We start from the raw sequence: 26,383 nt of genomic DNA on the forward strand, positions 1-26,383 counted from the left end.
TTCGTCGTGGCGCGAGCCGTCCTGTTTCGGCGGCTGGGTGGAGTCCGGCTGCGTGGCTGGTTGCTCGCGGTTCGGTGCCGGTTCGGTGGGCTTGCGTGGCTCCGTGTCGTGCAGGATCGCGATGGTGGGATCGGTGGCTAGCTGACGGCGCATCTCCAGTGGGTACCGATCCGCCCAGTTGGGGAGTGGCTCTTCAGGTTCAGGCGTCGTACGGTCGGGCCGTGGCTCCAGGACCGGCTCCCGGTCCGGCTGGTTCGGGTCGCGGTCGCCACCTCGTCCGCGCAGTTCGCCCACGGCGCCCCATCTCCCCGAACGGATTCCGATCAGCCAGCACAGTACTGCACGTTGTGACAGAGCAACCACATTGTGTTGTCAGCCGCTTCGGCAGGCGCTTGACGCCGAGGAGCTCCAGCCGCTCGGCGGTCCGACGAGCACCTCGTGCTCGCTGCGGTGCGTGGAGCGTGATGCCTCGTAGAACGTGTCCGCATGACAGCGGGGCGGTCGCTCGCGCGGCAGCGCGCATGCCGGCGCTAGCCGGGGGTTGGGTGGGCGGCGCGTAGCGCGGCGACGAAGGAGCCGTGCGTAGCACCGTGTGGGCTGACCGCATCCAGTTGTTAAGGCACGGTGAGGATCTGGGGGCCTTCGGGGGTGATGGCTACGGTGTGTTCGGCGTGGGCGCCTCGGGTTCGGTCGGCGGAGCGGAGGGTCCAGCCGTCCTCGTCGATGCTGTAGGTGGATCCTGGGCCGGACCAGAACCAGGGCTCGATCGCGAAGACGTGGCCGGCGCGGAGTTTGAGACCTCGGCCGGGGCGGCCGCCGTTGGGGATGTGCGGTTCCTCGTGCATGCGACGGCCGACGCCGTGGCCGCCGAAGTCCAGGTTGGTGCCGACGCCGACCCGGTTCCCGACCTCTCCGATGGCGGCGCCGATGTCGCCGATCCGGTTGCCCTCGACAGCGGCCGCGATCCCCGCGGCGAGCGCCTCCTCGGTCGTCGCGATCAGTTCCAGGTCCTCGGCCCGCGGTGTACCGACGCAGAAGCTGATCGCCGAGTCCGCGCACCAGCCGTCGACGGACGCGCCGCAGTCCACGTTGAGCAGGTCGCCGTCGGCGAGCCGCTGATCGGACGGCAGTCCGTGCAGTACGGCGTCGTTCACCGACGTACAGATCACGCCGCTGAACGGCGAGGTCGCGAACCCCGGCTGGTATCCGTCGAACAACGACACCGCCCCGGCGGAACGCAGTACCTCGCGGGCCACCTCGTCGAGTTCACGCAAGGAGACGCCGACCGCGGCGTGCTTCTTCACCGTTGCGAGCGCGGTGCCGACGACCCGCCCGGCCGCGCGCATCTGCTCGATCTGCGCCGGCGTCTTCAACTCGACCATGATTCCTTCTACCACAACCCCAACCAACCGGACCTGTGCGGCGTCTTCAACGACAACAAGGGTTTTGGGGGACGGGAATGGCAGTACGACGACGCGCGGTGCTCGGGGGAATGCTCGCCGGAGCCGCGGCCGCGGCGACCAGCGGATGTATGGCGGACACGTTCGCGGATACGGGTGGTCAGCCGAAGAAGAGTGCGCAACCGAAGCAGAGCAAGCCGGCTGAGCGGATCACGGTCGTCGCGACCGGCGACGTACTGCTCCACGAACGCCTGTGGACCACCGCGAAACGCGACGGCGACAACGGCCGCTGGGACTTCGCGCCACTGCTGAGCAGCGTGAAACCCCTTGTGCAGAAGGCGGATCTCGCGATCGCACACCTGGAGACACCGCTGGCTCGTGATGGTGGTCCGTACCACGGCTACCCGCTCTTCCAGGGGCCGCCGCAGATCGCCACGGCGCTGAAGCAGACCGGCTACGACCTCTGCACGACCGCCAGCAACCACAGCTTCGACGGCGGCGCGGCCGGCATCGACCGAACGCTCGACACATTGGACAAGGTCGGACTGAAGCATGCCGGTACGGCGCGATCGCGGGTCGAGGCGGAGCAGATCACGATCGTCGATGTCGGGGGAGTGAAGGTCGCGTCGCTCAGTTTCACCTTCGGTTTCAACGGGCTGCCGTACCCGAACGGTCAGAGCTGGCGGGCCGGCACGATCAGCACGAAGACGATCAAGCTGAAGGCCCAGGAGGCTCGCGACCGCGGCGCCGACCTCGTGCTGGTCAGCTGCCACTGGGGCACGGAGTACTCGAACAAGCTCAACGACCAGCAGCGCGAGGTCGCTCCGCAACTGCTTGCTGACAGCAACATCGACCTGATGATCGGGCATCACGCGCACGTCGTGCAGCCGATGGAGGAGATCGACGGCAAGTGGGTCGCGTACGGACTCGGCAACCTGGTCGCCGCGCATCGCGAACCGAACAGCACCAAGTCCGAAGGTCTGCTGGCCCGCTTCACGTTCACCCGCAGCGGCGACCGCTGGACGACCGCGGCCGAGTACGCACCGCTCCTGATGACCGACGACCTGCCGGTGCGAGTCCTCGACGTACGACGCGAACTCGCGAAGGACACGCCCCGGCGCAGTCGCCTCGAACTGGCGCAGCGCCGTACGACGGAGACCGTGACGGCACTGGGCGCGACGCCGAAAATGCTTTGAGTCAAGGCGTCGTGGCGGTCTAGGGTCGGGCGCATGATTACGTACTTCGTGATGGTCCGTCGTGCCCGCCTCCGGGCAGGCGAGGGGTGCCTGGGGATGGCATCCGCTCGATAGTCGTTGGGCCCAACGGGTTGTGGACGCGGCCGGGATCACGCCCGGCGAGCTCGTCCTCGACGTCGGGGCCGGGCTCGGCGCGCTGACCGCGCCGCTGGTCCGGGCCGGCGCCCGGGTGGTCGCTGTCGAACTCCACCCCGGCCGTGCCGATCGGTTGCGCCGGCGGTTCGCGGACGCGCCGGTGACGGTCGTCCGGGCCGATGCGGGTGATCTGCGCCTGCCGTCACGGCCGTTCCGGGTGGTGTCGAGTCCGCCGTACAACATCTCCACTTTGCTGCTGAAGCGCTTGCTGGCGCCGGGGTCACGCCTGGTGTCGGCGGATCTGGTGTTGCAGCGGCAGGTGGCGAATCGGTGGGTTCGCGGTGACGCACCCGGGGCGAACCGGTGGTTCCGCCACTACGACCCGTCGCTCGGACTTCGCCTTCCCCGCAAAGCATTTACCCCACCGCCGCATGTCGACTCAGCAGTCCTGGTACTGCGCAAACGCTAGGGAGCGCAACCCCCACGAAGTCAGAGGTGACTTCGTGGGGGTTTCTGCTGTCAGCCGTGCCAGGAGTTCCAGAGAGCGGCGTAGGAGCCTTGGCGGGCTACCAGTTCGTCGTGGCTGCCCAGCTCCGAGATGCGACCGTCCTCCACCACAGCGACGCGGTCGGCGTCGTGGGCGGTGTAGAGACGGTGGGCGATCGCGATGACCGTGCGGCCTTCCAGTACGGCGGCCAGCGAGCGCTCCATGTGCCGCGCAGCCCGCGGGTCGATCAGCGACGTCGCTTCGTCGAGCACCAGCGTGTGCGGGTCGGCCAGCACCAGTCGCGCCAGTGCCAACTGCTGAGCCTGCGCCGGCGTCAACGCCAGCTGTCCGGACCCGACGCGAGTGTCGAGCCCGTCCGGCAGCGCCTCTGCCCACTCGCGTGCGTCCACCGCACCAAGCGCGTCGAGCAGCTCCGCGTCCGTCGCGGACGGACGCGCCATCGAGAGGTTGTCTCGCAGTGTTCCGACGAAGACGTGGTGCTCCTGCGTGACCAGGGCGACCTGCTTGCGCAGCTCGTCCAGCGGCAGCTCCGTCATCCCCACACCGCCGACCGTCACCGAACCGGTCCGCGGCGGATGGATGCCCGCGACCAGCCGACCCAGCGTCGACTTGCCCGCACCGGACGGCCCGACCATCGCGATCCGCTCGCCCGGCTGGATCGTCAGGTCGACGCCGTGCAGCACGTCGCGACCGTCGACGTACGAGAACCGAACGTCCTTCGCCTCGACCAGCTCACCGGAAGGCTCGCGCCCCGACGGCGTCCGGTCGTCCGGTACGTCGCTGATGCCGAGCAGCCGCGCGAACGCCGCACCGCCGGACTGCAGCTCGTCCAGCCAGGACAGCAATCGGTCGACCGGATCGAGCAGCTGGTTCACGTACAGCACGGCGGCTGTCACCGCGCCGAGCGAGGCATGACCGTTGAGGTGCATCCAGCCGCCGAACAGCAGCGTCACCACGAGCGGCACGAAGTACCCGAGCTCGGCGGCCGGGAAGTAGACCGTCCGCAGGAACAGCGTGTACCGCTCGGCCAAATAGCTTCCGCGGATGTCCGCGTCACCGCGCCGCACACGGTCGTCGTACCGGCGCAGGGCCTCGACCGTCCGCGCGCCTTCGACCGTCTCCGCAAGGGAGCTGGTCATCTGCGCGTACGCCGCGTTCTCGCGGAGGTACCCGTCCTTGGCGCGGCGCAGGTACCACTTCGTGCTCAGCCAGAGCAGCGGGACCATCGCGACCATCGGCACCAGCACCCAGACGCCGACCAGCAGCGTGGCGACCACGGTGAAGATCACGGTGACGAACGCGATGATCGTCTCCGGTACGGCGAACCGCACAGTGCGGGACAGTGTGTCGACGTCCCGCGACGTCCGCGACAGCAGGTCGCCGGTGCCGGCCCGCTCGACAGTTCCGATCGGGAGCGCGAGCGCGTTGTCGACGAACTCTTCACGCAGCTCGGCCAGCACCTGCTCGCCCAGCGCGAACGACCGGTACCGCGCCCAACGGGTCAGCAACGACTGCGCGACGATGAACCCGGCGATCACGATGATCACCAGGTTGACCTTGGCGGCGGTCGTGCCGTTCTGTACGCCCTGCACCAGGTTGCCGATCAGCCGTGGCGCCGCGAGCCCGCTCACCGCGGCGAGCCCGTGCAGCACCAGCGCGATCGTCAGGCTGCGCGGGTGCCGCCGGGCCAGTCGCCGGGCATGCCGCCGAATCTCGGCCGGCCCGGCCACGGGCAGGATCTGCCTCATCGGAGGGCCTCCTCTTCTTCGGTCTGGCGGGTGACGGTGGTGCGGTACTGCGGTGTGCTCTCGAGCAGCTCGCGGTGCTTGCCGGTGGCAACGACGCGGCCGTCGGCGACGAAGATCACCTCGTCGACGCGGTCCAGCAGCAGCGGGCTCGCGGTCAGGACGACGGTGCTGCGGCCGGACCGGTGAGCGCGCAGCCGGTCCGCGATCCGCGCCTCGGTGTGCGCGTCCACGGCCGAGGTCGGCTCGACCAGGACCAGCACGGACGGGTCCGCGAGCAGTGCGCGGACCAGAACCAGTCGCTGACGCTGTCCGCCGGAGAACGAGCGGCCCTTCTCCTCGACCTCCGAGTCGAGGCCGTCCTGCAGCGCGTCGAGGACGTCCTCGGCGGACGCCGTACGGAGCGCGGCCATCAGTTCTTGGTCGGTACGGCGACCTGATGGGTCCAGCTCCGTGCGCAACACACCGGTGAACAGTTGGGCGCCCGTGTCACTCACCAGGATCCGCTCCCGGACGTCTGCCCGCGTAGCACTGGCCAGCGTCACACCGCCGTACCTGACCTCGCTGGCGTCGTCGTACCGACCTAGGCGGTCTGCGAGCTTGTCGTAGCTTTCTGGCTCCGCGGAGACGATTGCGGTGAGCAGACCGTCGCGTGCGCGGGCGCCCGAGACCGGGTCGACCAGGTCACCGTGGTCCGGCAGCCGCACCGGTGTCTCCGGATCCGTGATGTCGGTCTCCAGCTTCAGCACCCGGATGACCCGGCCTGCTGCGACCAGTCCACGCATCAGCTGGTTGGCGAACTCGGTCGCCGTACGCAATGGCATCACCAGGAACGTCGCGTACCCGTAGAACGCGACCAGTGAGCCGGCGCTGAGGTCACCGCGCAGAGCGAAGTGCGCACCCAGACCGACCACCAGCACGACGAAGATGCCAGGCAACAGCACCTGTGCCGCGTCCAGCACGGACTGGATGCCGGCCACCCGTACGCCGGCCTTCCGCACCTGCTGCGACTCGCTCCGGTAGCGCCGCGAGAACGACTCCTCACCGCCGATGCCGCGCAGCACCCGCAGACCGGCCACGATGTCGGAACCCAGCGAGTTCAGCTCGCCGACGGCCTCGCGCTGCGCGGACTGCCGCTTGTGCAGCGGCCGCAGCATCGGACCCAGGCAGAACACCATCACCGGTACCCCGATGAGCACGACGAGGCCGAGCACGGTCGAGGACGAGAGCAGGATCACCGCGACCACCACGAAAGCGACGATCGCGCCGGCGAAGCGGGCCGTGACCTCCATCAGGTTCCCGATGTACGCGAGGTCGCCCGCGCCGACGCTGACCACCTCGCCGGTGGCCAGGTGCTTGGGCAGCGTCGCGCCGAGGTCGGCCGATTTCCGCGTCACCACCTGGACCGTCCGGTACGCCGCGGTCAGCCAGTTGGTGACCGCGAACCGGTGCCGCATGATGCCCGCCGACGCCTGCACCATGCCGACCGCGAACAGCAGCGCGGTCCAGCGCAGCAGTCGCTCGCCGTCGCGCGCCGCGATGCCCTCGTCGATCGCCCGGCCGAGGATCGCCGGGACGAAGGCCTGCGCGGACAGCCACAGGATGCCGAACGTCATCCCGCCCGCGAGTGTGCGGGCCTGACCCCTCGCGACCCACCACAGATAGCGGGCCGGCGAGCGATGGTTCGGGACGCCGGGCTCGGCGAGCGGCAGTTGTCTCATAACCTTCCCAGGCTAGGTGCCGCCTCCGACAGTCGCATGCGAATTAATCGCACCTGTGGACCCCCGAACCGGCACCATCTACGCCATGACGAGGGGACGGGGCCGGCTGCTCGCACGCGGCTATCTGGTGATGGCGACGTACTGCGTCGCGCAGTATCTGCTGGCCGGCAATCTGCTGCCGGGGGCGAAGCACGCGCGGTGACGGTGACGGTCGGTAGACCTTCACCTTGCGTTGGGCAACGGGTTCCCGCCGGGTCATGTCCGGCCCCTGTCCTGGATCCATGTTGGTGATCGCGCATCGGGGAGCGAGTGGCTACCGCCCGGAACACACGCCGGCGGCCTACCGGCTGGCCGCGGCCCAGGGTGCCGACTACCTGGAACCCGACCTGGTCGCCACCCTCGACGGCGTCCTGGTCTGCCGGCACGAGAACGAGATCTCGGGTACGACGGACGTCGCGGAGCACCCGGTGTTCGCCGACCGGAGGATCACCAAGATCGTCGACGGGACCGCCGTCACCGGCTGGTTCGTCGAGGACTTCACGTTCGCCGAGCTGCGGACGCTCCGGGCCCGGGAACGGATGCCCGCGCTCCGGGCGGGCAACACGGCGTACGACGGGCTGGAGGAGATCCCCACCTTCGACGAGGTGGCCGCGCTCGCACGCCGGGAGTCGGCGCGGCTGGGACGGCCGATCGGGGTACTGCCGGAGATCAAGCATCCGACGTACTTCCGGCGGCTCGGCCTGCCGCTGGAGGAGCTGCTCACCGAGCGGATCCTGGCGCTCGGGCTGGGTCCGGACGAGATCATGATCCAGTCGTTCGAGCCGACGAGCCTGCGGCGGCTGTCGGTGATGACGCGGGTGCCGCTGGTGCAGCTGGTCGACTCCGGGAGCGCACCGAACGACTTCCTGCGGACCGGTGACGGGCGCACGTACGCCGACCTGATCGAGCCACGGGGGCTACGGGAAATCGCGACGTACGCGCAGGTGCTGGCGCCGTGCAAGGACCTGGTCGTGCCGCGCAGCGCGGACGGTTGCCTCGGGGAACCCACCCGCCTGGTCGACCAAGCCCACCGCGCCGGTCTGGGCGTCCAGGTCTGGACGTTCCGCGCCGAGCGCCGCTTCCTGCCGACCGGGACCGACTTGCCCACCGAACTGGCCCGCTTCGCCGCCCTCGGCCTCCAGGGCATCTTCGCCGACCACCCGGACCAGGCAGTCGCAGCACTCCGCACATCGGTGCTGAACGTCTAGCAAGCGGCAGCGGGGTGCCCGCTGCTTGCGGTCACCCCGCTCGGGGAGCTGCGCCCGGTGTGGGCGCAGGGGCGGTCACGCCGCCGGGGGCTTGTTGTTGGTGTCGTCGTAGAGGCGGGAGGCGATGTCGTTCTCGGTGGTGTCCTGGTTGTGGTTGACCGACTGCTGGACGTTCTGCCAGACCGCCTTGCCGTCGGATTCCGGCATCACGATCCAGGCCACCGCGTAGCCGATCATTGCGGCGCCGCCGGTGATCAGGGTGAGGCCGACCCAGCCGAGGCGGACCAGGGTCACGTCGACGTTCAGGTAGTCGGCGATGCCGCCGGAGACGCCGGAGAGCATCCGCTGGTTGGCGGAACGACGGAGGACCTTGCCGGAGAGGTTCTGGAACGGTGCGTTGGAGTTCGTCATGGCTCTACTCTCCCGCTTCGGGGCCTTGCGCCACATCAGGATCGGTACCGACCGACCCCTGAGCCGACCCCGACGACTTTCGTGGAACCCACCGCGTCCCTCAGCCTGTCTCTAAGGGTGAGGAGGGGGTATGGACGAGTTCACCGAGTACGTGACCGCACGCTGGCCCACGCTGGTGCGGTCCGCGGTTCTGCTCGGCTGTACGCCGTCCGAAGCCGAGGACCTCGTCCAGTCCGCGCTGGAGCGCTGCCTGCTCAAGTGGAACCGGGTACGGGCAGCGGAGGACCGTGACGCGTACGTGCACCGCGTACTGGTCAACTGCTTCCGCTCCTCCCGCAGACGTCGCTGGCACGGTGAGCTGCCGTCCGCGTCGCTCCCGGAGTCCCCCGGTGGTGACCAGACGGCAGGGGTGGACGACACGGACGCCGTGATGCGCGCACTCGACCGCCTGCCGGGCGACCAGCGCACAGCAGTCGTACTGCGGTACTACGCGCACCTGAGCGAGCAGCAGATGGCGTCCGTACTGGGCGTCGCCCCGGGAACGATCAAGAGCCGACTGTCCCGCGCGGTGAAGGCCCTGGCACAGGACCCACACCTGGCAGAACTGCGAGAACCCCGATGACCGACCTGACCGAGCTCCTGGCACGCACCGCCGACCAGACACCCGTAGGCCCACCTCCACTGGACGCCCTCCACGCCGGAGCGACCCGCCGACGACGCCGCCGTACGGCGGGACTCACAGGCACTGCTGTGGTTGCTGTCGCGGCCGTGATCGGCGGGACCACCCTGCTGACCTCCCGCGACCAGACTGCCCCCGTAACGACCCCGACCCCAACCCCGAGCGCACCTGCGACCCGCCTGGTCGGCTTCGGCCACGCCGCCATCGCCGTCCCCGCAGACTGGCCGACCAACAAGAGCAGTTGCGGCACGCCGCATCAGGACACCCTCCTCCTCGACGACCCGAGCGAAATGCTGTTATGCATGGCGTACCGCCCTCCCGGGGTCGAGAGCGTGGCGGTGTACTACGGGCGCCCAAGAGTGGACTTCCACCCTGACGAGACGCTCGAGATCGACGGCGTACGCGCAGAGCGGCAGCGGACGAGCTGCTCGCCCTCCAACTACCCCAAGGCGAACGTCACGATGTGTGTCAGCACGGTGCGGATTCCGTCGCTCGACGTGTGGTTCCGCGCCGAGTCGTCGACGAGCGCCGGCGAAGTAGACCGGATGCTGAGCTGGATCCACATCGTGCCGAACCGGACAGGCGTGCCCAGCTACTGGTCGGCCGCCGTCGCGCCCCAGGGCGCCGTCTGGAAGAACTACGCGCCTCGGCTGGCGGCCGCCGGGCTGAAGGCGGAGTTCAAGCGGGTGAAGTCGCCAAGCTATCCATCCGGCACGATCCTGGGCGTCTCGCCGGCGCCCGGTGCGATGCTGCCCGTCGGGTCGACCGTGACCGTGACGGTCGCGCGCTGATTCGAACTGTCGGTGGGGCCGCCTAGCGTGTTGAGTATGGACGTGCAGGCGGTGGTGAAGGTGATGGCGGGGCTGCCGGGCGCCGAGGAGCAGGAAGGGTGGGCGGGGCAGCCGGTCTTCAAGGTCCGCAACAAGAGCTTCGCGTACCTGTCCGAGGACCATACCCGCCTGCACCTCAAGGCACTCCGCGAGGAGCAAGAGGCCCTCGTCGCCGAGAACCCCGAGGTCTACACGCCGTCCTGGGCAGGCGGCCGCTTCGCCTGGCTCCTCATCCAGGTAGACCTCGCCGACGAGGAAGAGCTCCGCGAACTGGTCACCGAGGCGTGGCGCCTCACCGCCCCGAAATACCTGATTGCCCAGCTAGACCACTGACCGCCGGTACGTCACCCGGCTCGCGTTTCCGGAGCAACCGGTCGACGTCAGGTTCGTGGTGAAGCTGTCGTCCGGACGAGGACCCAGTGCGAGCTGGTGCGGCTGACCTCGGTGAAGCCGGCGTCGAGGTAGATGGAGAGTGGCCCGCGGTACAGGTCGGCGGACGGGATGCGCTCGCCTGACCCGGTGTCGACGGCGCAGGCCTCGACCGTCGAGGCGCCGTGGGAGCGGGCGAGGTCGACGGCGCCGTGGACCAGTTCGCCGGCGATGCCCTGGCGGCGGTGGCCGACCGGTACGACGAAGCAGGTGATCACCCAGGCGTCCGGGTGGTCCGTGCGCCAGTTGGGCGAGGCGAGCACCCGCGGGTACGACGTACGCGGTCCGACAGCGCACCATCCGACCGGAGCGCTCCCGTCGTACGCGAGAACGCCGGGCGGTCGCTCGCCGTCGCAGACCTGACTCCTGAGGGCCTCGCGGTTGTTCTCCGGGCTGCTGCCGGACCACGCCTTGCCGCGGAGACGGAAGTACTGGCAGAAGCAGCGGGACGGGTCGCCGCGCTCGCCCATGACTGTCGCGACGTCGGGCCAGGAGTCCGGTCCGGCCGGGCGTACGTTCACCATAGGAGCACCGTAGCCCGGGGCTGGCTTGCACTCGGTTGGGTCGAGTGCTAATACTTGGTTAGCACTCCATGGGTGAGAGTGATAATGCTCGCGCCCGGTGGAGTGTGCAAGAAGACGGCCTCGATGAGGTGCCGGAGCGCGGCGGGACATGAGCGTCGCGGGTCGGTGCCGTCCGTCGCGGGCATCCCGGCCGGCTGAACCACCAATGACTCGACGCGGGAGGACTCGCGGAGAATGCCCAAGCTGATTGCTTTCGATGAAGAGGCGCGCCGCGGCCTCGAGCGGGGAATGAACACCCTCGCCGACGCCGTCAAGGTGACGCTCGGCCCGAAGGGCCGCAACGTCGTTCTGGAGAAGAAGTGGGGCGCCCCCACGATCACGAACGACGGCGTCTCCATCGCCAAGGAGATCGAGCTCGAGGACCCGTACGAGAAGATCGGGGCCGAGCTCGTCAAGGAAGTTGCCAAGAAGACCGACGACGTCGCGGGTGACGGTACGACCACCGCCACCGTGCTGGCTCAGGCCCTCGTCCGCGAGGGGCTGCGCAACGTCGCCGCCGGCGCCAACCCGATGAGCCTGAAGAAGGGCATCGAGAAGGCGACCGAGGCCGTCAGCGAGCAGCTGCTGGCGCTGGCCAAGCCGGTCGAGACCCGCGAGCAGATCGCGGCGACCGCGTCCATCTCGGCCGCGGACACCCAGGTCGGCTCGATCATCGCCGAGGCGATGGACAAGGTCGGCAAGGAAGGTGTCATCACCGTCGAGGAGAGCAACACCTTCGGCCTCGAGCTCGAGCTCACCGAGGGTATGCGCTTCGACAAGGGCTACATCTCGCCGTACTTCGTGACCGACACGGACCGGATGGAGGCCGTCCTCGACGACCCGTACATCCTGGTCGTGAACAGCAAGATCGGCAGCATCAAGGACCTCGTCCCGGTGCTGGAGAAGGTCATGCAGTCCGGCAAGCCGCTGGCGATCATCGCCGAGGACGTCGAGGGCGAGGCGCTGGCGACCCTGGTCGTGAACAAGATCAAGGGCACCTTCAAGGCCGTTGCCGTCAAGGCGCCGGGCTTCGGTGACCGTCGTAAGGCCATGCTGGGCGACATCGCCATCCTGACCGGCGGCGAGGTGATCTCCGAGGAGGTCGGCCTCAAGCTCGACTCGGTGGAGCTGGAGCTGCTCGGCAAGGCCCGCAAGATCGTCGTCACCAAGGACGAGACGACCATCGTCGAGGGCGAGGGTGACACGGACCAGATCACCGGCCGGGTCAACCAGATCCGCGCCGAGATCGAGAAGTCGGACTCCGACTACGACCGCGAGAAGCTGCAGGAGCGCCTGGCCAAGCTGGCCGGCGGTGTTGCGGTCATCAAGGTCGGCGCGGCCACCGAGGTCGAGCTGAAGGAGCGCAAGCACCGCATCGAGGACGCCGTTCGCAACGCGAAGGCGGCCGTCGAGGAGGGCATCGTCGCCGGCGGCGGCGTGGCCCTGCTGCAGGCGTCCGTGGTGGCGTTCGAGAAGCTGGAGCTCGACGGTGACGAGGCGACCGGTGCGGAGATCGTGCGCAAGGCCGTCGAGGCGCCGCTGAAGCAGATCGCCGTGAACGCCGGCCTCGAGGGCGGCGTCGTGGTGGAGAAGGTTCGCAACCTCGAGCCGGGTCACGGTCTGAACGCCGCGACCGGTGAGTACGTCGACCTGATCGCCACCGGCATCATCGACCCGGCCAAGGTGACGCGCTCGGCGCTGCAGAACGCGGCGTCCATCGCGGCCCTGTTCCTCACCACCGAGGCCGTCATCGCCGACAAGCCGGAGAAGGCAGCAGCCGCTCCGGGCGGCGCGCCCGACATGGGCGGCATGGACTTCTGATCCAGAAGTAGTCCAACAGCACACAGCAACACCAAAAGGTCCCGGGCCAACGCCCGGGACCTTTTGTGTTGTCGGGATGGTGCCGGCGGGTGTTGAACAGGAAGTGGTGCCTGGGCGGGGGTTATTACCTGTTCAACGGGCCCGGCGCGCGGGTCCTCGCCCGACTCGCGGCGGTCAGGTGCCGGTGATCAGGTGGTGGGCGAGGACGGGGGAGAAGGTGCGCGTTGGGAGGTCCGGCGTGAGGCCGCAGGGGCCGTCGGACTCGCCTGGTGTGCGGAGCCAGAGGTGGAGGTCCACGGGGGCGGGGGTGCGTGCGGGCGGAGTGCCGAGTTTGCGGGCGGGTGGGTTGCAGGAGCTGCCGTCGGAGCCGTTGCCGTTGCGGCTGGTGTCGATGACGTAGTGGGTGCCGCCGCCGAGGGCCTGCAGGATCTCGGCGCCGCGGGCCGCCGACTGCTCGGTGGTGAAGTAGTTCGCGGTGTTCAGGGCGAACCCGCGGACCTTGCCGATGTCCGCGAGCCGCAGCCTGCGCGCCATCTCCTTCGCGTCACCGGACGTCACGTTGCCGGCGTCGAGGTACGTCCACGTGTTCGGGTTCTTCGTCGCGAACACGCCGACGGCGTACTTCAGCAGTGCGATCCGTCCGTCCCACTCCGACGTCGGGTAGCAGTCGAGCCGCGCCAGCGCGTCCGGCTCGAGAACCACGACCGCCGGCCGCGTCCCGATCCCGTCCGACACAGCCGCGATCCAGGCCCGGTACGCCGCATCCGTCGCGGCCCCGCCACCGATCCCGCACTGGCGGCCCGGCAGGTTGTCCGTCACCAGCACCGGCAACTTGCCCGCTGTGTCCGCTGCCGTCGTGTACGCCGTGACGCCCGCCTTCACGTCTCCGCTCCAGGCCCCGACCCACCGCGCCGACGCCTGCGCGGCGATCTTCGTCGCGAGCTCGGTGTCCTCCGGATGCCGCCGTGCATAAGCGGCCGCGGGCGAGGCCGGGTCGACGTAGAACCCGGTGGTGAGCTTCAACGGATCGCCGGTCGCCTCGGCCAGCCCGGAATCGGGCCGGCCGAAGACAAGCAGCGCGGCGGTCAGCACAAGGAAGGCAACAACCGGACGCGTGGTCGGCATCGTGAAGGATCCTCCTGATCACTCAACGTGCCGACGACATTACTCGTAGCCAACTCAGCTGTCCTCGTCGACTGTGAATAACGGGTGGACTATGACCCCGCCGTACCCCTAATGTCCTCCCCGGCGAGAGATCCCGGAGCGGAAGGAGCGACCGATGAACACACTGACTTGTTTCCCGGCGTGTCCGGTCCGCTCGCACAGCTCGCACTGAGCGGAGTAGCGCGCCTCCTGCTGGAGGATCTGTGACCATCCGCAACACCGTCGAGGCAGACCTCGACACCATCCTTGCTCTGATCGAGCAGAAGTCCGTCAACACCGTCACCGTCGAGCGGTACCGCGAGTACGTTGCCCGCGGCTACTACAAGCACGACTGGAACTGGGTCGTCGAGGAGAACGGCACGATCCAGGCCCTCGTGATCTGGTGGGGCTTCCCGGGCGAGACCCACCCGTACAGCATCGACGGCCTGTACTACGCCGGTGACGGTGACCCGGTCCCCGTGTGGACGGAGCTGCTGAAGTACGCCGTTGCGTCCCGGCCGGCCGACGCCGAGCCGCCGGAGTACCACTTCTTCCTGGACAGCGACTGGCAGGACCACCCGGACGTCGTCGCGGCGCTGCAGGCTCGGAGCGAAGCGGCAGCCGCTGTCGGGATGACCGGGATCACCGATCGGCTGCGTTACGAGTGGAAGCCGACGTACGGGCTGCCGGAACGGTCCACCCGGTTGAAGTTCGAGCCGGCCGACGACGAGGCGTTCGTCGACGTGTTCATGCGGGTCAGCCAGGGCAGTCTGGACTCCGGGACCGCGCGGGAGATCGCGCGACTCGGCGCCGAGGCCGCGGCGCGGGAAGAGCTCGCGATCTACAAGTCGATGCCGGGCGACCGAGGCTGGTGGCGGCTCGCGTACGACGGTGACGGCGACCTGGTCGGGTTCGAGATCCCGTCGGCGAACGCGGGCGGGCCGGTCGTCGGCTACCTCGGAGTCGTGCCGGAGCACCGCGGGAAAGGGCTGAGCGACGACCTGCTGGCCGAGATCACGCACCAGTTGGCGGAGACCGGCGCCGAAGACATCCGGGCCGACACCGACTTCGGCAACGTCCCGATGGCGAAGTGTTTCGAGCGCCAGGGGTACCGGGTGTTCGCAGTCCGCCGGGTCCTCGCCTTCCCCGCGAACTGACGGCGAGCTAGAGACGCGCGCGCCCCGAATCCCTATGCTCCCTGACATGTCAGAGAGCTTCGGGGGAGCGGGGCGATGCGTGACATCGCTCTGATCCTGCACGTCCTGGCAGGAATCCTCGCTGTCCTGTTCGGACCGTTGGCGATCGTGCTCACGCTGCGCCGCCGCGGGCTGAACTGGGCCGGCGAGGTCTACCACTGGACGCTCGCGCTGGTCTGCCTGACCGCGCTCGTGATGGTCCCGTACGACTGGAGCCGGCTCTGGTACTTCTGGCCGATCACGATCGCGACGTACCTGTTCGTGTACCTCGGCCAGCGCGCGGCCGAGGCGCCCGGCGGACTCTGGTACCGCGGCGTCCTGCGGGGGTACGGCGGCGGCTGGGTAGCACTGTGGACCGCGATCGCGGTCGTGTCCCTGCCGCACCAGTGGTGGGCCTGGCTGCTCCCGATCGTGATCGGGACGGCCGTGATCGAGTGGCTGTGCTTCAACCCGTCGCCGAGCTGGACCCGACAGGCCCAGCCCGGCGCGACACCCTAGGCCTGCCCGGCCTGCTCTTCGGGGGTTGCCTTGCGGACCACGAGACGGGTCCAGGCGCCGACGTAGACACGGTCGTCCGGGTTCAGCTCCTGGCGCTGGCCCGGGATGATCGGGGTCTCCGGGAGCGGTCCGGCGGCGGACGCGACGTACGTGCCGTTGGAGGACTGCAGGTCCTCCACCCACCAGCGCTGGCCATCGGTGGTCAGCTGGGCCTGCCGGCGGCTGACGCCGGTGTCGTCGCCGCAGTCGATCTCCGGCGAGATACCGCGGCTACGGGACGGCCGGCCGATCAGCAGGCTCTTCTCGGTCAGCGGGATCACCGTCGGCAACCCCGGTGACGGACACGGGTCGTCGCTCTGCTGTACGGCGTACCAGTCCGGGTCGACCCAGCGCTCGACGACCCACTCGGCCAGCGCGGCCGGTGCAGACGGGGTCGTCGGTGGTGTCGCCGGAGCCGGGCCGGAGGACAGGTCGAGCGACGACGGCGGCCGCGGCATGGTGCCGGTGGTGAAGTCGTAGCCGCAGTTCTCGCAGAACAAGGCGTCGGCGGCTGCGGGCTCCGAGCAGTTCGGGCACGCCTGACCCTCCGGCGTGCTCGAGGGGATCACGGCGTCGGGCGCGCCCGGGGTCGGGCCACCCGGCGTGCCCGGAGTCCCCGGCCCGGGAGCCGGAACCGCAGGTGACGGCACCGCTGATCCGGCAGGTGTGGCCGCGGCCCCGATCGGGAGGCCGCAGACGTCGCAGTAGTCGGTGGAGGTGGAGGGGTGTCCGCTAGGACAGTTCACGGTCATTTCCGCACCCGGGTGGTCTTGGTGGAGGCCGTGTCGAGAGCCATCTCATCGGCTTTCTCGACCGTCCGCTTCAGCCGCACCGTACCCGTTTCCTGGTCATCGATCTCGACAACCTTCCGCAGCCGCGTCGTCGCCTCTTCGTTGCCGGTCTGAGCGGCGAGCTGGACCGCGCGCCCGAGCTTGGTGGTCGCGGTCGCCGTGTCGCCGACCGCCTTCGCGGCCAGACCGTCCTGGATCGCCTGCGCCAGCTCGGCCTGTCCGGTGTAGTGCGCCACCTCCGGGCTGATCCGGGTGGTGAGGGCCTCGTCCGCGGACCACAGCGCCTTCACCAGGCCCTGCGCGACGGTGTCGTTGCCCAGCACCAGCTGCACGCGCGCCGCGAGCTGCTCCTGCCCGACCGCCTTCGCGGCCAGCCGGATCGCCACGTGGTAGTCGCGGGACTCGTCACCCCACGACCCGGTCGGGTACGACCCCGTCAACGGGTTGATCGCCGTACGCCGGGACGTCAGGTCCTCGACCGTCGGAGCGACCTGCCGGACGAACAGCACCTCCGCACCCTGCGGCGCCCACACGCGCAGATCGGCCTGCGCGACACCACGGCCCATCGCGTTCTGGATCAGCTTGGAGAACTCGGCGGCCAGCTGGTCCGGCGCCGGGATGATGTCGACGGTGCCGAGCAGGGCCTGCGCGATCCGGCGTACCTCGTCCACCTGCCAGGCCACGCCGACGCCGCGGGTGTCGCACTGGAACTGGCCGGTCACCGCCTCGATCGTCTGGGTCAGCGCCTCCGGCGTCTCGTGCTGGTTCTCGCCGTCGGTCAGCAGGATGGCGTGCTTCTGCGTCAGCGACGGCACGGTGGCGAACACCCGCGACGCGAGCCGCAGCCACGTGCCCATCGCGGTCCCGCCGTCGGCGTAGAACCTGGACACGGCGTCCTTGGCGGCCTGCCGGGTGTACGGGTCCATCCTGACCATCACCGGCTCCGCGGACGGCGGGAACGCCAGTTGCGCGCGGTCGTTGCCGGAGATCACCGCGAACCAGACACCGTCGAGGATCTGGTCGAGCGCGGTCTGCGCGGCGTACGCGGCTGCCTGGACACCGTCGCGGCCCATCGAGCCGGAGGTGTCGACGATGATGATCTCGCCCGCGTCGCCGCTGCCGGACTGCCCTGCGGCGCCGGCACCGGTGCAGGTCACCGTGACGATGGCATGCACGTCGGTCCCGCCGTCCGGCAGGAACTCGTTCTGGTAAACGGAGGCGGTGAAGTCGGCCATCTCGGTCAGCCTTTCCTTAGATGCGTGCGAGCGCGACGGTGATGTTGTCCTGACCGCCCTGGGCGTTGGCCCAGTCGACCAGGGCGGACGCGGTGGCCAGGGGCTCGCCGCCCTTGTCCGCAGCAGTCTGACGTACGAGGTCGGCCAGCGGTGCCGCCTCGGAGCAGTAGTTCCAGAGGCCGTCGGAGCAGACCAGCAGCCAGCCCGGCCCGCTCACCTGCTGCGTCGTGGTCCGTGGCGTGTGGTCCGGTGCGTCCTTGCCGAGCCAGCGGGTGATCGCGTGCGCATGCGGACCGGACTCGGCCTCCTCACGCGAAACCCCGGTGGAGATCAGCTCGGCGGCCCACGAGTCGTCGACTGTCAGAGCGACCGGCTCGGCCGCGTCCGGGAACCAGTACGCGCGGCTGTCGCCGACACTGCCCGCCACGAGCATCCCGTTCTCCAGTACAGCTGCGACGAACGTGCAGGACGCCGGGTTCGGGCTGTCCGGACTGGTGTTGTCGAGTACGGCGTCACTCGCCGCGTCGGCCGCCGCCTTGAGCCGGGCCCCGATCGCGCTCGCCCGCGACGACTCGGTGCCGAGGCCCTGCGCGTGACCGGCTTGGAGCACCTCGAGCGCTGCCCGGGCGGCCGCGAGCGAGGCGACGTCGGAGTCGAGTGACGAGCTGACGCCGTCACATACCACCAGCAGTGCCCGGCTGCCCGGCTCGGCGTCCGCGGCGATCGCCATCGCGTCCTCGTTCCGGCTGTGCCGGATGCCGCGGTCGCAGACCCCGGCCACCCACGCGGCGGGCTGCTCCTCGAAGTGGTCGCGCGGTTTGGCCGCCTTGGTGCCACAGGTCTCGCAGTACCCGTCCGCACCGACGGTGCCGCCGCACGACCTGCACGGGCCGGCGGCCGCAGCCTCCGGGCCGGCCACCGCGCCGATCTCCACGGTCGGCTCGGTGTCGGTGTCCAGTGCCGGTGAGGTCGGGGCGGTCCCCGGCTTCAGTTCGGCACCGCAGGCCTCGCAGAACAGGTCCGCCTCGGACACCGCCCCGCCGCAGCTGGGGCAGACCGTGTCGGTCGTACTCGTCATCGGAACGTCCATCCTCGAACCTCGTTGGCCTGGTCGACCAGGGCGATCCGTTCCCGCCGGGTCTGCGCCTGGTCGGCCAGCAGCCGGTAGGTGGCCTCGAGCCCGTCCCGCAGGGAGGTCTCGGTGGCTGCCCGTCCGTCGATCCGCACAGCTTCCTGCGGACCGGACTGCTGGACCTCGGCGAGCGCGGTCCGGAACACGTTCGCGGCCAGGTTGGCCCGGTCGACCGGGTCGATGGTCAGCGTCGCGATGCTGTCCATCGCCTGGGCGAGCGCGGGAAGGCCACGCCCCGATCCTGCCAGCACACCGGCTCGCAGGCGACGGGCCCGCACGTACTCGCCGCTGGTTCGCGGCACCAGGTCGAGCGCGTTGAGCGCACCGTCCACGTCGTTGCGCGAGGTCCTGATGTTGGTCAGGCCGAACGCCGAGGCTGCGATGTAGTTGGCATCGGTGCGTGCACAGGTGAGGTAGAGGCCCTCGGCAACGTCGAACTCGCCGCTGTGCTCACAGGCGATCGCCAGCGCCAGTTTCGGCGCCAGCTCACCCGGCACCTGACCGTAGACGGCGTTGAACGCGGACTGCGCCGCCGCCGAGTCGCCGCGGGCCAGGGCGACCAGTCCGGCCATCCAGACCGCACGCCACTCCCACGGGTCCTCGTTGAGCAGGTCGGCCACCGCGGTGTCGACCATGTCGTAGCGCTCCGGTCCGACCTCCAGCGCCGCCTCTGCGACCTCTAGCAGCGTCTGCGGCGACTGTTCCGGCGCGTCGACCAGCAGCTCCAGCCGCTTCACGGGGTCCGGCACGCTGACCGTCTTGAGCCAGCCGGCCATCTTGTCGCTGTCGTCCGGTGCCAGCGACGGCAGTTGCTGCCACGGCTGGGCCGCCTCACCCAGTCCGGCGGCCCTGTCGCCCGGCGTCCCGAACAGGAGCGAGGACGCCGAGTGCTGTGCGGCCTTGACGCCCTGCTTGTCGGCGACGACCTCACGCAGTACGCCGAGCAGCTGCACGCGGAACTCGTCGGCGGACTGGAACCGGTCCGCGGGGTCCTTCGCGCACGCCTTGGCCAGCAGACGGTACACCGAGTCGTACTTCTGGAAGAGCGGTACCTCGGCCACCGGCGGCAGCGTGTCGACGTACCGGCTCTGGTAACCGCGGAACTCCATCGCGAGTACGCACAGCGTCCGGCCGAGCGTGTAGATGTCGGAGGCGACCGACGGTCCGACCTCGGCGATCTCGGGCGCCTGGAAGCCGACGGTGCCGTAGATCGCCGAGTCCGGGTCGTCGATCCGCCGGACACCGCCGAGGTCGATCAGCTTGACGGCGTCACCGACCTGGATGATGTTGTCCGGCTTGAAGTCGCAGTACACCAGTTCGAGGTCGTGCAGGTACGAGAACGCCGGGAGGATCTCCAGCAGGTACGCGATCGCCTGGTCGATCGGCAGCGCGTCGTACTGACCGTTGTTGGCGGCCATCCGCTCCTTGAGCAGGGTCTTCAGCGAGGTACCGCCGACGTACTCCATGACGATGTAGCCGGCGCCGTCGTGGGTGACGAAGTTGTAGATCTCGACGATCAGCGGGTGCTCGACGCGGGCCAGGAACTGCTGCTCGGCGATGGCCGCCGCGACCGCGTCCGGGTCCTCGGAGTTCAGCAGGCCCTTCAGGACCACCCAGCGGTTGGACACGTTCTGGTCCTGGGCCAGGTAGATCCAGCCGAAGCCGCCGTGCGCGAGGCAGCCGCGGACCAGGTACTGCCCGCCGACCAGGTCGCCGTCCTGCAGCTTCGGCGAGAACGAGAACCGGTTGCGGCAGTTCGGGCAGAAGCCTTCGGTACGGCCGGGCTGGCCGTTGCGGGAGCGGCCGACCGGGTGGCCGCAGCTCGGGCAGTTCCGGCGGTCCTCCGGGACCATCGGGTTGGCCAGGATCGCCTTGCTCGCGTCGATCGCCGGGATCGTCGGCACGTGAGTCAGCCCGGCGCCGAGCCGTGCGCCGCGCAGCCGGGTGGACGACGTACCGAGTTTGCGGGTCAGCTTCGAGCCGGCCTGTGCCGCCCGCGCCGAGCCGAGTGGCGTGGAGGCCAGCCGGTTCGAGGCGCGGGAGACTGTCGACACCGAGCTCAGCGCGTCCGGCTCGGCAGCGGTCGCGGTGCTGCCGTCCGGCGCGGGCGAGCCGCACACGTCGCAGTACCCGTCGACATAGGTCCCCGTGCAGCCCGGCTGTGTGCACGCACCAGTCGCAGGAGCAGCAACCGGCGCGGCGGCACTCGCCGCGGCGGGGGAGCCGCAGACGTCGCAGTACCCGTCCACGATGGAGCCGGTACAGCCCGGCTGGGTGCAGGCGGTGTTGGTCGTCATTTCGTCCCTTCCAGGTAGGCCTGGTAGGCCGCTACCAGTGCGCCGAGGCGAGCCAGGTCCACCGGCTCGGTCCCGATCACCGCTCGGCCGCGCCGGTACAGCTCGGCGAGATCTTCGTTGCCCGGGGCAACACTTGCCGCCTTCACCTGATAGGCGTCCAGCAGTTGGGTCAGCTCGTCACGCTTCTGCAGAGCAGCGCCGTACGCCGCCTGCGCCTGACCGAGCGCCCGCCGTACGGCGTCCAACCGGGTCAGGTACTTCTCCAGCTCGGCCGGGGTGTTCGGCACCGGCCCCAGCGCGGTCACATCCGGTACGGCGAGACGCGGCGCCGGACTGACCGTCGCGACAGCCTTGTCGGCCAACGCGCGGACAGCGGTGCCTTGAGCTTCCAGCTCGCTGCGTACGGTGCGGGCCCGGGCAACGTCGGCGGCGCGTTCCTTACGGGTGGCGGCGCCGACGATCAGATCCCGCTCTGTGCGCGCCGCGTCCATGTCCAGCGGGCCGATCAGCCCGCCGATGTCGGCACCGCGTTTGTTGCGTTCGGCAAGGTCCGTCAGCCGGCGGTCGAGGTCGTGATGCTTGGCGAGGGCGTCGTTGCGGACGTTCGCGGGCTCCTGCTTGACCAGGTCGCTGATCCGCTCCACCTGCGCGCGCAACTGCCGCAGCCGGGCGGCCAGGTCGGCGTCGCCGGGTTGGAGATCGAGCTTCGCGCGCAGGCTGGAAGCCAGCGCGTCCGACAGTTTGCAGGCCTCGGGCAACGAAACGGGGAGCGAGCCACCGGCGCCGCCGGCGTCCAGGCCGCCCCAGATCAGCGTGGAGATCCGCTCGGTCTCGGTCTGCCCGACCCGGCCGGAGTCCCAGGTGACCAGGATCAACTCGTACCGGTCCGAGACCGCCTTCCAGACCGTCATGCTGAGCACGATGTCGGCATTGAGGGCATCCCCGTCGGGCGAGTGCAGGGCGGCCTGATCCAGCTCGTCCAGCTCGGCCTTCCGCCGATCCCGCCACTCCCCGAGCGCACCGAGATAAGAAAGCAGCTCCGCAGCCGGAACACTGCTCCCCATCCGCCCCGCCGGCACCGGCGCCGAAACAACCGGCGTACGAACGGTCATTGCGTCCGGCCGTAAAGAGGTGTCGGTGGCGCAGCGAGCTCACCAAGGTCAGGCTTGAGCCAGGTGTTGTAGGAAGTCATCCACGCGCCGCTGGCCTTCATCTGGGCGAGCACACCGTTGACGAACTTGACGAAGTCCACGTTCTTTTTGTTGATGCCGAGCCCGTACGGCTCCTCGCTGAACCTCTCGTTGGGGAGCACCTTCGCGTAGGGGTCCTGTGCGGCGTCGCCGGCCAGCACGGTGTCGTCACCGGAGATTCCGTACGCCTTGCCTTGCTGGAAGAGCACGAGGCAACCGGTGTCGGTGTCGGCGGTGATGGGCTTGACCGCGGGGTTCTCTTTCATGAGGTTCGTCAGGCTGGTGGAACCTGCGGGAGCGCAAATGGTCTTGCCGGACAGCTGCTTGACGCTGGTTTCCTTGGCGTCGAGCGGCACCAGCGTCTTTTGCCCGGAGCGGTAGTACTCCGCCGAGAAGGCGATCAGGTTCCAACGCTCGCAGTTGATCGTCATGTTCCGCGCGACGATGTCGACGGAGCCGTTCTGCAGTGACGGAATGCGCTGTGGGCTGGAGATCACCCGGAGCTCGAGGTGACCTTCCCAGGTGCCGAAGATTGCCGTGGCGACGGCCTTGACCATGTCGATGTCGAAACCCTCGATCTTGCCGCTGATCGGGTTGCGAGCACCGAGGTGCAGACTGTCGGCCGACACGCCGGCGATCAACCGTTTGCGGTCTCTGATCGTCTTCAGGTAGCCGGTCACCGGCTCGTCGGGTTTCGGCAACGTGGCCGGCGGCGGGTACGAGGCCAGCGCGTCCTTGCCGTCGGCGCACGGCTTGGGCGCCGACGGGGCCGGCGGGGCGGCTGCTGAAGGTGACGGCGCCGGCGGGATCTGGGTGGTGGCGTAGTTGGCGTTGCCGCAGGCGGTGAGGAGTAGGGCGGTGGTGGCGGCGAGTGGGATCAGTTTCTTCATCGGTACTCCTCCAGACGCTGCGACATGCCCCAGGCGACCAGCAGTGCGGCCAGGATGCCGATCGGTACGCCGAGCCAGCCGATCGGCGGAAGACCGTCGCGGACGTTCTTGAGATCTTTCTGCACCGCGGTACTCGTGGCGGTCAGCTGCTGGTTGGACGCGGAATCGAAGGCGTCGAACGCATAGACCGAGTTGTCGCTGGTCTCGTTCTTGCCGACCGCCATCGCGACGGCGCCCTCCCAGTCGCCCTTGTCACCGTCTGCGGTCCGGATCTTCTTGTGGACCGCCTGGTAGGTGCTCCACAGGTCCGTCAGGGTCCCGCTGTCGCTGGAGCCGACCTTGCCGAGCTGCTCGTTCACCTGCGTGGCCGCCGCGTTGTAGGCCTTGTCGAAGGCGTCGCCGGAGCCGCGTGCGATCAAGGTCAGGCTCTCGTTCGAGCGAGCGTCGTACGCCGCGATCCGGGCGCGTGACAGCGCCAAGGTCCGCTCGTACTCGGAACTGCGGGTGTACTTCGCCGAGTTCGAGGCGCTGGCGAGTGAAACCCCGCCGACGACGGTGGTCAGCAGGACGAGGGCGGCGCCGGCCACGATCGGGACGTTCAGGTAGCGATGCGTACGGCGGGCCAGCCAGCGCAGTGTGATCGCGAAGACCACAAGGCTGAGCAGGCCGCCGACGAGGATCCAGATGGTGCCCTGGCTGATCCCGTCGAACTCGGTGTCGACGCGCTTCTCGTTCGCCTCGACCAGCGCCTTCACCAGCGGCAGCGAGTCGTCCTGCAACACCGAGTTCGCGTCCTTCAGGTACTGCGAACCGATCGGGAGACCCTGGCGGTTGTTGGCGCGAGCCTGCTCGATCAGGCCGCCGTACGTGATCAGCGTCTTGTTCAGCGCGCCGAGCACGTCGCGGTCCGCGGGCTGCGCGGTCGCGGCCTCGGCGATCAGCCCGGCGGCCGCGGCCAGCGAGTTGACGAAGTGTGCACGCTGCTCCGGCGGTTCGAGACCGCCGACCAGGAACGCGTTGGTGGCGTCGGCGTTCGCGCTGACCAGGTTGGTGTGGATCGCCTGGATGCGGACCAGTTGCGCGGTGTTCGCCTGCGCCCGGTCGAGCGCGCCGTCGGACTGACTGAAGCCCTGCGCGGCGGCGAGGCCGAACACCACACTCATCGCGGCGGCCAGGATCAGGAACGCGCGCATCCGGCCCGGCGTACCTTCGAACCACTGCGCGACGGCGCCGCGGGGGCCGGCGGTCCTCGCGTTCGGCGCCTGCGGCGTCGTACCCGGCGGTGGGGCCGTCGGCACGGTCGCGGGCGGCGCACTCTGCGTCTGGGTCACGCCTCTTCTCCTTGTTCGGTCTCCGTGACGTCCGAAGTACCGGCTGTTGCCGGCTCTTCGGGCTCAACGGCGTCGGCGGGCTGCTCGGTGAGGTCCTCGGCGAGGATCTGACGCAGCTGGGTCGTCGTGGGAGCCGGTACGTCGCGGAGCCGCCACGCGTGCCGCCCGATCGCGGCCTCCAGCACGTTGCGCGCGAACCGTCCGTTGCCGAACGAGCTGTCCCGCGGGGTCGCCGCGAGCACCTCGTGGAACTTGTCCACCGCCTCCGGGACCAGCTCGTAGTCCGCGGCCTCGGCGAGCCCGGTGAGAATGTCGGTGAGTTCGTCGTCGCTGTAGTTCTCGAACTCGATCGTGGTCCGGAACCGGCTGGCCAGCCCGGGGTTCGCGGCGATGAACATTTCCATCGGCTGGGGGTATCCGGCAACGATCACGACGAGGTCGTCGCGCCGGTCCTCCATCTCCTTGACCAGCGTGTCGACGGCTTCCCGCCCGTACTGGTCGGCGCCCAGTTCACCCGCGGTCAGGCTGTACGCCTCGTCGATGAACAGCACGCCACCCGCCGCGGAGGCAACCACCTCGGCGGTCTTCGTCGCGGTCTGTCCGAGGTACCCGGCGACGAGCTCGGAGCGGTCGACCTCGACCAGTTGCCCCTTCGACAGCAGGCCGAGCGCCTTGTAGATCCCGCTCACCAGCCGTGCGACGGTCGTCTTGCCGGTGCCCGGGTTCCCCACGAACACCAGGTGCCGTGTGATCGTCGGGCTCTTCAGACCCGCCTCGGTCCGCAATTTCTCAACCCGCAGTACGGCGACCTGCCGGTGCACCTCGCGCTTGACCCGAGCCAGCCCGGTCAGCTCGTCCAGCTCGGCCAGCAACTCCTCAACCGTCTTGGCCGGCTCTTCCGCTGCCGCCGCTTCTTCCTGCGGTGCTTCCTGGGTCTTCGGTTGCGGGGTCGAAGCAGCCTGCAGTGGACGGGCACCAGCAGCTTGTAGCTGGGCAGCAGCTGCCACCGACGCGTTGCCGACGACCCGCATCGTGGGCTCACCCAACGTGCAGGCCGCGGAGGCCACTTCCGCCAGAGCTTCGGCGTACGCCGTCTTCTCCGCCGAGCCGTTGGCGATCAGCTCGGTCAGGACAGCCGTCGGGGCGCCGCGCCAACGCCGGCCGCGGACGGCGGCGTCGAAGAAGTCCTGCGTCGTCGCGCCCTCGAACGCCTTGCCCCAGTCGGCGGGCGCACCGGGTGCCGACTCGGCCAGTGCGGCGGCCAGCGACAGCGCCTCCGACCGGGCTCGATCGTCGTCGACACCGGCGCGGCCGGCGACCACGAGCAGCTCGGACAACGCCTGCTGCAGAGACTTTCCCCCCGCGCCGCTCATGACCCTCCTCGTCCAGGTGGTGGTGCCAGTGGTCCCGCCGGTCCCAGGTCGGGCGGCGGGGTCGACTCGGTCGGGCCGAGGGCCAAGCCTCCGCCGGTGGAGCCGGTGCCGAACTTCTCCTGCAGGAACCTGCCGTGGGCGATCAGCGCCGCCGCGTCGGCGCGGTTCACCGCGTCGAAGACCTTGTCCATCGTCGCGGCCAAGAGGTCCAACTGGTCGATCAGGATCATCAGTGACGTCTTGCCACGGTCCACCGGGCGCGTGTCGGCCCACTGCCGCGGCAGCCGCAGGTACCCGCCGATCGCCTCCGGCAGGTAGTCGGTCGCCGTCGCCATCACGGAGTACGCCTGCACGCTGCCGCCCAGGTTCCCCAGCCGCGGGATGGTCTCCCGGACGACGCGAACCACCCGGGCGACCCGCGAGGAGACGACGGCCGGTACGGCGCCGCCCGCGACCAGCTGCTCGACGCGGACCAGCGCCGCCAGCAGGTCGTCGTTCGTCGGCGGCCGGGGGATCGGGGCAGGCTCGGGCTCCTCCTTGCGACCGGTCAGCCGCGCGAAGAAGTCGCCGAGCGCCATGCAGT

General features: G+C 69.5%; 24 protein-coding genes. 9 read left to right on the forward strand and 15 right to left on the reverse strand.

All coding sequences use genetic code 11. The features are described from left to right. Nucleotides 1-614: 614 nt before the first annotated feature. Nucleotides 615-1,382, reverse strand: a complete 768-nt coding sequence (gene map, locus EV651_RS04385) for a type I methionyl aminopeptidase (protein WP_133782288.1) — start codon at nt 1,380-1,382, stop codon at nt 615-617. A gap of 77 nt (nt 1,383-1,459) precedes the next feature. On the opposite strand from map, the gene EV651_RS04390 reads away from it, so the two are divergent. Both EV651_RS04390 and EV651_RS04395 read left to right on the forward strand, forming a co-directional pair. Further along, nucleotides 1,460-2,596 carry a CapA family protein gene (locus EV651_RS04390; protein WP_133782290.1) on the forward strand — a complete coding sequence of 379 codons (1,137 nt, stop codon included), beginning with the start codon at nt 1,460-1,462 and terminating at the stop codon, nt 2,594-2,596. Nucleotides 2,597-2,657: 61 nt separating this feature from the next. Continuing rightward, the gene (locus EV651_RS04395; protein WP_133782292.1) at nt 2,658-3,200 is read left to right on the forward strand and encodes an rRNA adenine N(6)-methyltransferase family protein; all 543 of its coding nucleotides are present in this window, start codon (nt 2,658-2,660) and stop codon (nt 3,198-3,200) included. 50 nt (nt 3,201-3,250) lie between these two features. On the opposite strand, the gene EV651_RS04400 is transcribed toward EV651_RS04395, so the two are convergent. Continuing rightward, nucleotides 3,251-4,987, reverse strand: a complete 1,737-nt coding sequence (locus EV651_RS04400; RefSeq protein ID WP_133782294.1) for an ABC transporter ATP-binding protein — start codon at nt 4,985-4,987, stop codon at nt 3,251-3,253. Further along, complete coding sequence (locus EV651_RS04405) at nt 4,984-6,705, reverse strand: ABC transporter ATP-binding protein (RefSeq protein WP_133782296.1); 1,722 nt, start codon at nt 6,703-6,705, stop codon at nt 4,984-4,986. The genes EV651_RS04400 and EV651_RS04405 overlap by 4 nt, the downstream gene beginning before the upstream one ends. Before the next feature lie 281 nt (nt 6,706-6,986). Here EV651_RS04405 and EV651_RS04410 point away from each other — a divergent pair, with 281 nt between their 5' ends. Further along, nucleotides 6,987-7,952, forward strand: a complete 966-nt coding sequence (locus tag EV651_RS04410; RefSeq protein ID WP_133782298.1) for a glycerophosphodiester phosphodiesterase — start codon at nt 6,987-6,989, stop codon at nt 7,950-7,952. A 75-nt stretch (nt 7,953-8,027) separates the two neighbouring features. Here EV651_RS04410 and EV651_RS04415 read toward each other — a convergent pair whose 3' ends face one another. Next, nucleotides 8,028-8,363, reverse strand: a complete 336-nt coding sequence (locus EV651_RS04415; RefSeq protein ID WP_133782300.1) for a PspC domain-containing protein — start codon at nt 8,361-8,363, stop codon at nt 8,028-8,030. A 130-nt stretch (nt 8,364-8,493) separates the two neighbouring features. Here EV651_RS04415 and EV651_RS04420 point away from each other — a divergent pair, with 130 nt between their 5' ends. From EV651_RS04420 to EV651_RS04430, 3 genes are read left to right on the forward strand one after another with little or no spacing between them, the layout of a single operon-like run. Continuing rightward, nucleotides 8,494-8,985 carry a SigE family RNA polymerase sigma factor gene (locus EV651_RS04420; protein ID WP_133782302.1) on the forward strand — a complete coding sequence of 164 codons (492 nt, stop codon included), beginning with the start codon at nt 8,494-8,496 and terminating at the stop codon, nt 8,983-8,985. Further along, nucleotides 8,982-9,833 carry a PASTA domain-containing protein gene (locus tag EV651_RS04425; protein ID WP_133782304.1) on the forward strand — a complete coding sequence of 284 codons (852 nt, stop codon included), beginning with the start codon at nt 8,982-8,984 and terminating at the stop codon, nt 9,831-9,833. The genes EV651_RS04420 and EV651_RS04425 overlap by 4 nt, the downstream gene beginning before the upstream one ends. Before the next feature lie 36 nt (nt 9,834-9,869). Beyond that, nucleotides 9,870-10,205, forward strand: a complete 336-nt coding sequence (locus tag EV651_RS04430; RefSeq protein ID WP_133782306.1) for an MmcQ/YjbR family DNA-binding protein — start codon at nt 9,870-9,872, stop codon at nt 10,203-10,205. A 47-nt stretch (nt 10,206-10,252) separates the two neighbouring features. Here EV651_RS04430 and EV651_RS04435 read toward each other — a convergent pair whose 3' ends face one another. Further along, complete coding sequence (locus EV651_RS04435; RefSeq protein WP_166658498.1) at nt 10,253-10,825, reverse strand: GNAT family N-acetyltransferase; 573 nt, start codon at nt 10,823-10,825, stop codon at nt 10,253-10,255. Nucleotides 10,826-11,059: 234 nt separating this feature from the next. Here EV651_RS04435 and groL point away from each other — a divergent pair, with 234 nt between their 5' ends. Further along, nucleotides 11,060-12,685: a chaperonin GroEL gene (gene groL / locus EV651_RS04440; RefSeq protein WP_133782310.1), complete on the forward strand. Its 1,626-nt coding sequence runs from the start codon at nt 11,060-11,062 to the stop codon at nt 12,683-12,685. 174 nt (nt 12,686-12,859) lie between these two features. On the opposite strand, the gene EV651_RS04445 is transcribed toward groL, so the two are convergent. After that, complete coding sequence (locus tag EV651_RS04445) at nt 12,860-13,810, reverse strand: glycoside hydrolase family 6 protein (protein ID WP_133782312.1); 951 nt, start codon at nt 13,808-13,810, stop codon at nt 12,860-12,862. A 242-nt stretch (nt 13,811-14,052) separates the two neighbouring features. Between EV651_RS04445 and EV651_RS04450 the strand changes: the two genes are divergently transcribed. Beyond that, the gene (locus EV651_RS04450) at nt 14,053-14,985 is read left to right on the forward strand and encodes an N-acetyltransferase (protein ID WP_133782314.1); all 933 of its coding nucleotides are present in this window, start codon (nt 14,053-14,055) and stop codon (nt 14,983-14,985) included. Between the two features lie 75 nt (nt 14,986-15,060). Then, nucleotides 15,061-15,522, forward strand: a complete 462-nt coding sequence (locus EV651_RS04455; protein WP_133782316.1) for a hypothetical protein — start codon at nt 15,061-15,063, stop codon at nt 15,520-15,522. Here EV651_RS04455 and EV651_RS04460 read toward each other — a convergent pair. Genes EV651_RS04460 through EV651_RS04500 form a run of 9 tightly spaced genes read right to left on the reverse strand, consistent with a single transcriptional unit; the run spans nt 15,519 to nt 26,378 of the window. Beyond that, nucleotides 15,519-16,313: an FHA domain-containing protein gene (locus EV651_RS04460; protein ID WP_133782318.1), complete on the reverse strand. Its 795-nt coding sequence runs from the start codon at nt 16,311-16,313 to the stop codon at nt 15,519-15,521. The two genes, EV651_RS04455 and EV651_RS04460, sit on opposite strands and share 4 nt — an antisense overlap. Further along, nucleotides 16,310-17,587, reverse strand: a complete 1,278-nt coding sequence (locus EV651_RS04465; protein ID WP_133782320.1) for a VWA domain-containing protein — start codon at nt 17,585-17,587, stop codon at nt 16,310-16,312. The genes EV651_RS04460 and EV651_RS04465 overlap by 4 nt, the downstream gene beginning before the upstream one ends. Before the next feature lie 16 nt (nt 17,588-17,603). Next, nucleotides 17,604-18,677 (reverse strand): PP2C family serine/threonine-protein phosphatase, encoded by a 1,074-nt coding sequence (locus EV651_RS04470; RefSeq protein WP_133782322.1) that lies wholly within the window; start codon nt 18,675-18,677, stop codon nt 17,604-17,606. Further along, nucleotides 18,662-21,016 (reverse strand): serine/threonine-protein kinase, encoded by a 2,355-nt coding sequence (locus EV651_RS04475; protein ID WP_133782324.1) that lies wholly within the window; start codon nt 21,014-21,016, stop codon nt 18,662-18,664. Before EV651_RS04475 ends, EV651_RS04470 begins: the two co-directional genes overlap by 16 nt. Next, nucleotides 21,013-22,128 (reverse strand): hypothetical protein, encoded by a 1,116-nt coding sequence (locus tag EV651_RS04480; RefSeq protein ID WP_133782326.1) that lies wholly within the window; start codon nt 22,126-22,128, stop codon nt 21,013-21,015. The genes EV651_RS04475 and EV651_RS04480 overlap by 4 nt, the downstream gene beginning before the upstream one ends. Then, the gene (locus EV651_RS04485; RefSeq protein ID WP_133782328.1) at nt 22,125-23,096 is read right to left on the reverse strand and encodes a glutamate ABC transporter substrate-binding protein; all 972 of its coding nucleotides are present in this window, start codon (nt 23,094-23,096) and stop codon (nt 22,125-22,127) included. Before EV651_RS04485 ends, EV651_RS04480 begins: the two co-directional genes overlap by 4 nt. Next, nucleotides 23,093-24,427: a hypothetical protein gene (locus EV651_RS04490; protein WP_133782330.1), complete on the reverse strand. Its 1,335-nt coding sequence runs from the start codon at nt 24,425-24,427 to the stop codon at nt 23,093-23,095. Before EV651_RS04490 ends, EV651_RS04485 begins: the two co-directional genes overlap by 4 nt. Continuing rightward, on the reverse strand, nt 24,424-25,800 hold the full coding sequence (locus tag EV651_RS04495) for an AAA family ATPase (protein ID WP_133782332.1): 1,377 nt from the start codon (nt 25,798-25,800) through the stop codon (nt 24,424-24,426). Before EV651_RS04495 ends, EV651_RS04490 begins: the two co-directional genes overlap by 4 nt. Then, complete coding sequence (locus EV651_RS04500) at nt 25,797-26,378, reverse strand: hypothetical protein (RefSeq protein ID WP_133782334.1); 582 nt, start codon at nt 26,376-26,378, stop codon at nt 25,797-25,799. The genes EV651_RS04495 and EV651_RS04500 overlap by 4 nt, the downstream gene beginning before the upstream one ends. Nucleotides 26,379-26,383: the final 5 nt, after the last annotated feature.

Source organism: Kribbella sp. VKM Ac-2571 (genome assembly GCF_004362255.1).
GTDB lineage: Bacteria > Actinomycetota > Actinomycetes > Propionibacteriales > Kribbellaceae > Kribbella > Kribbella pratensis.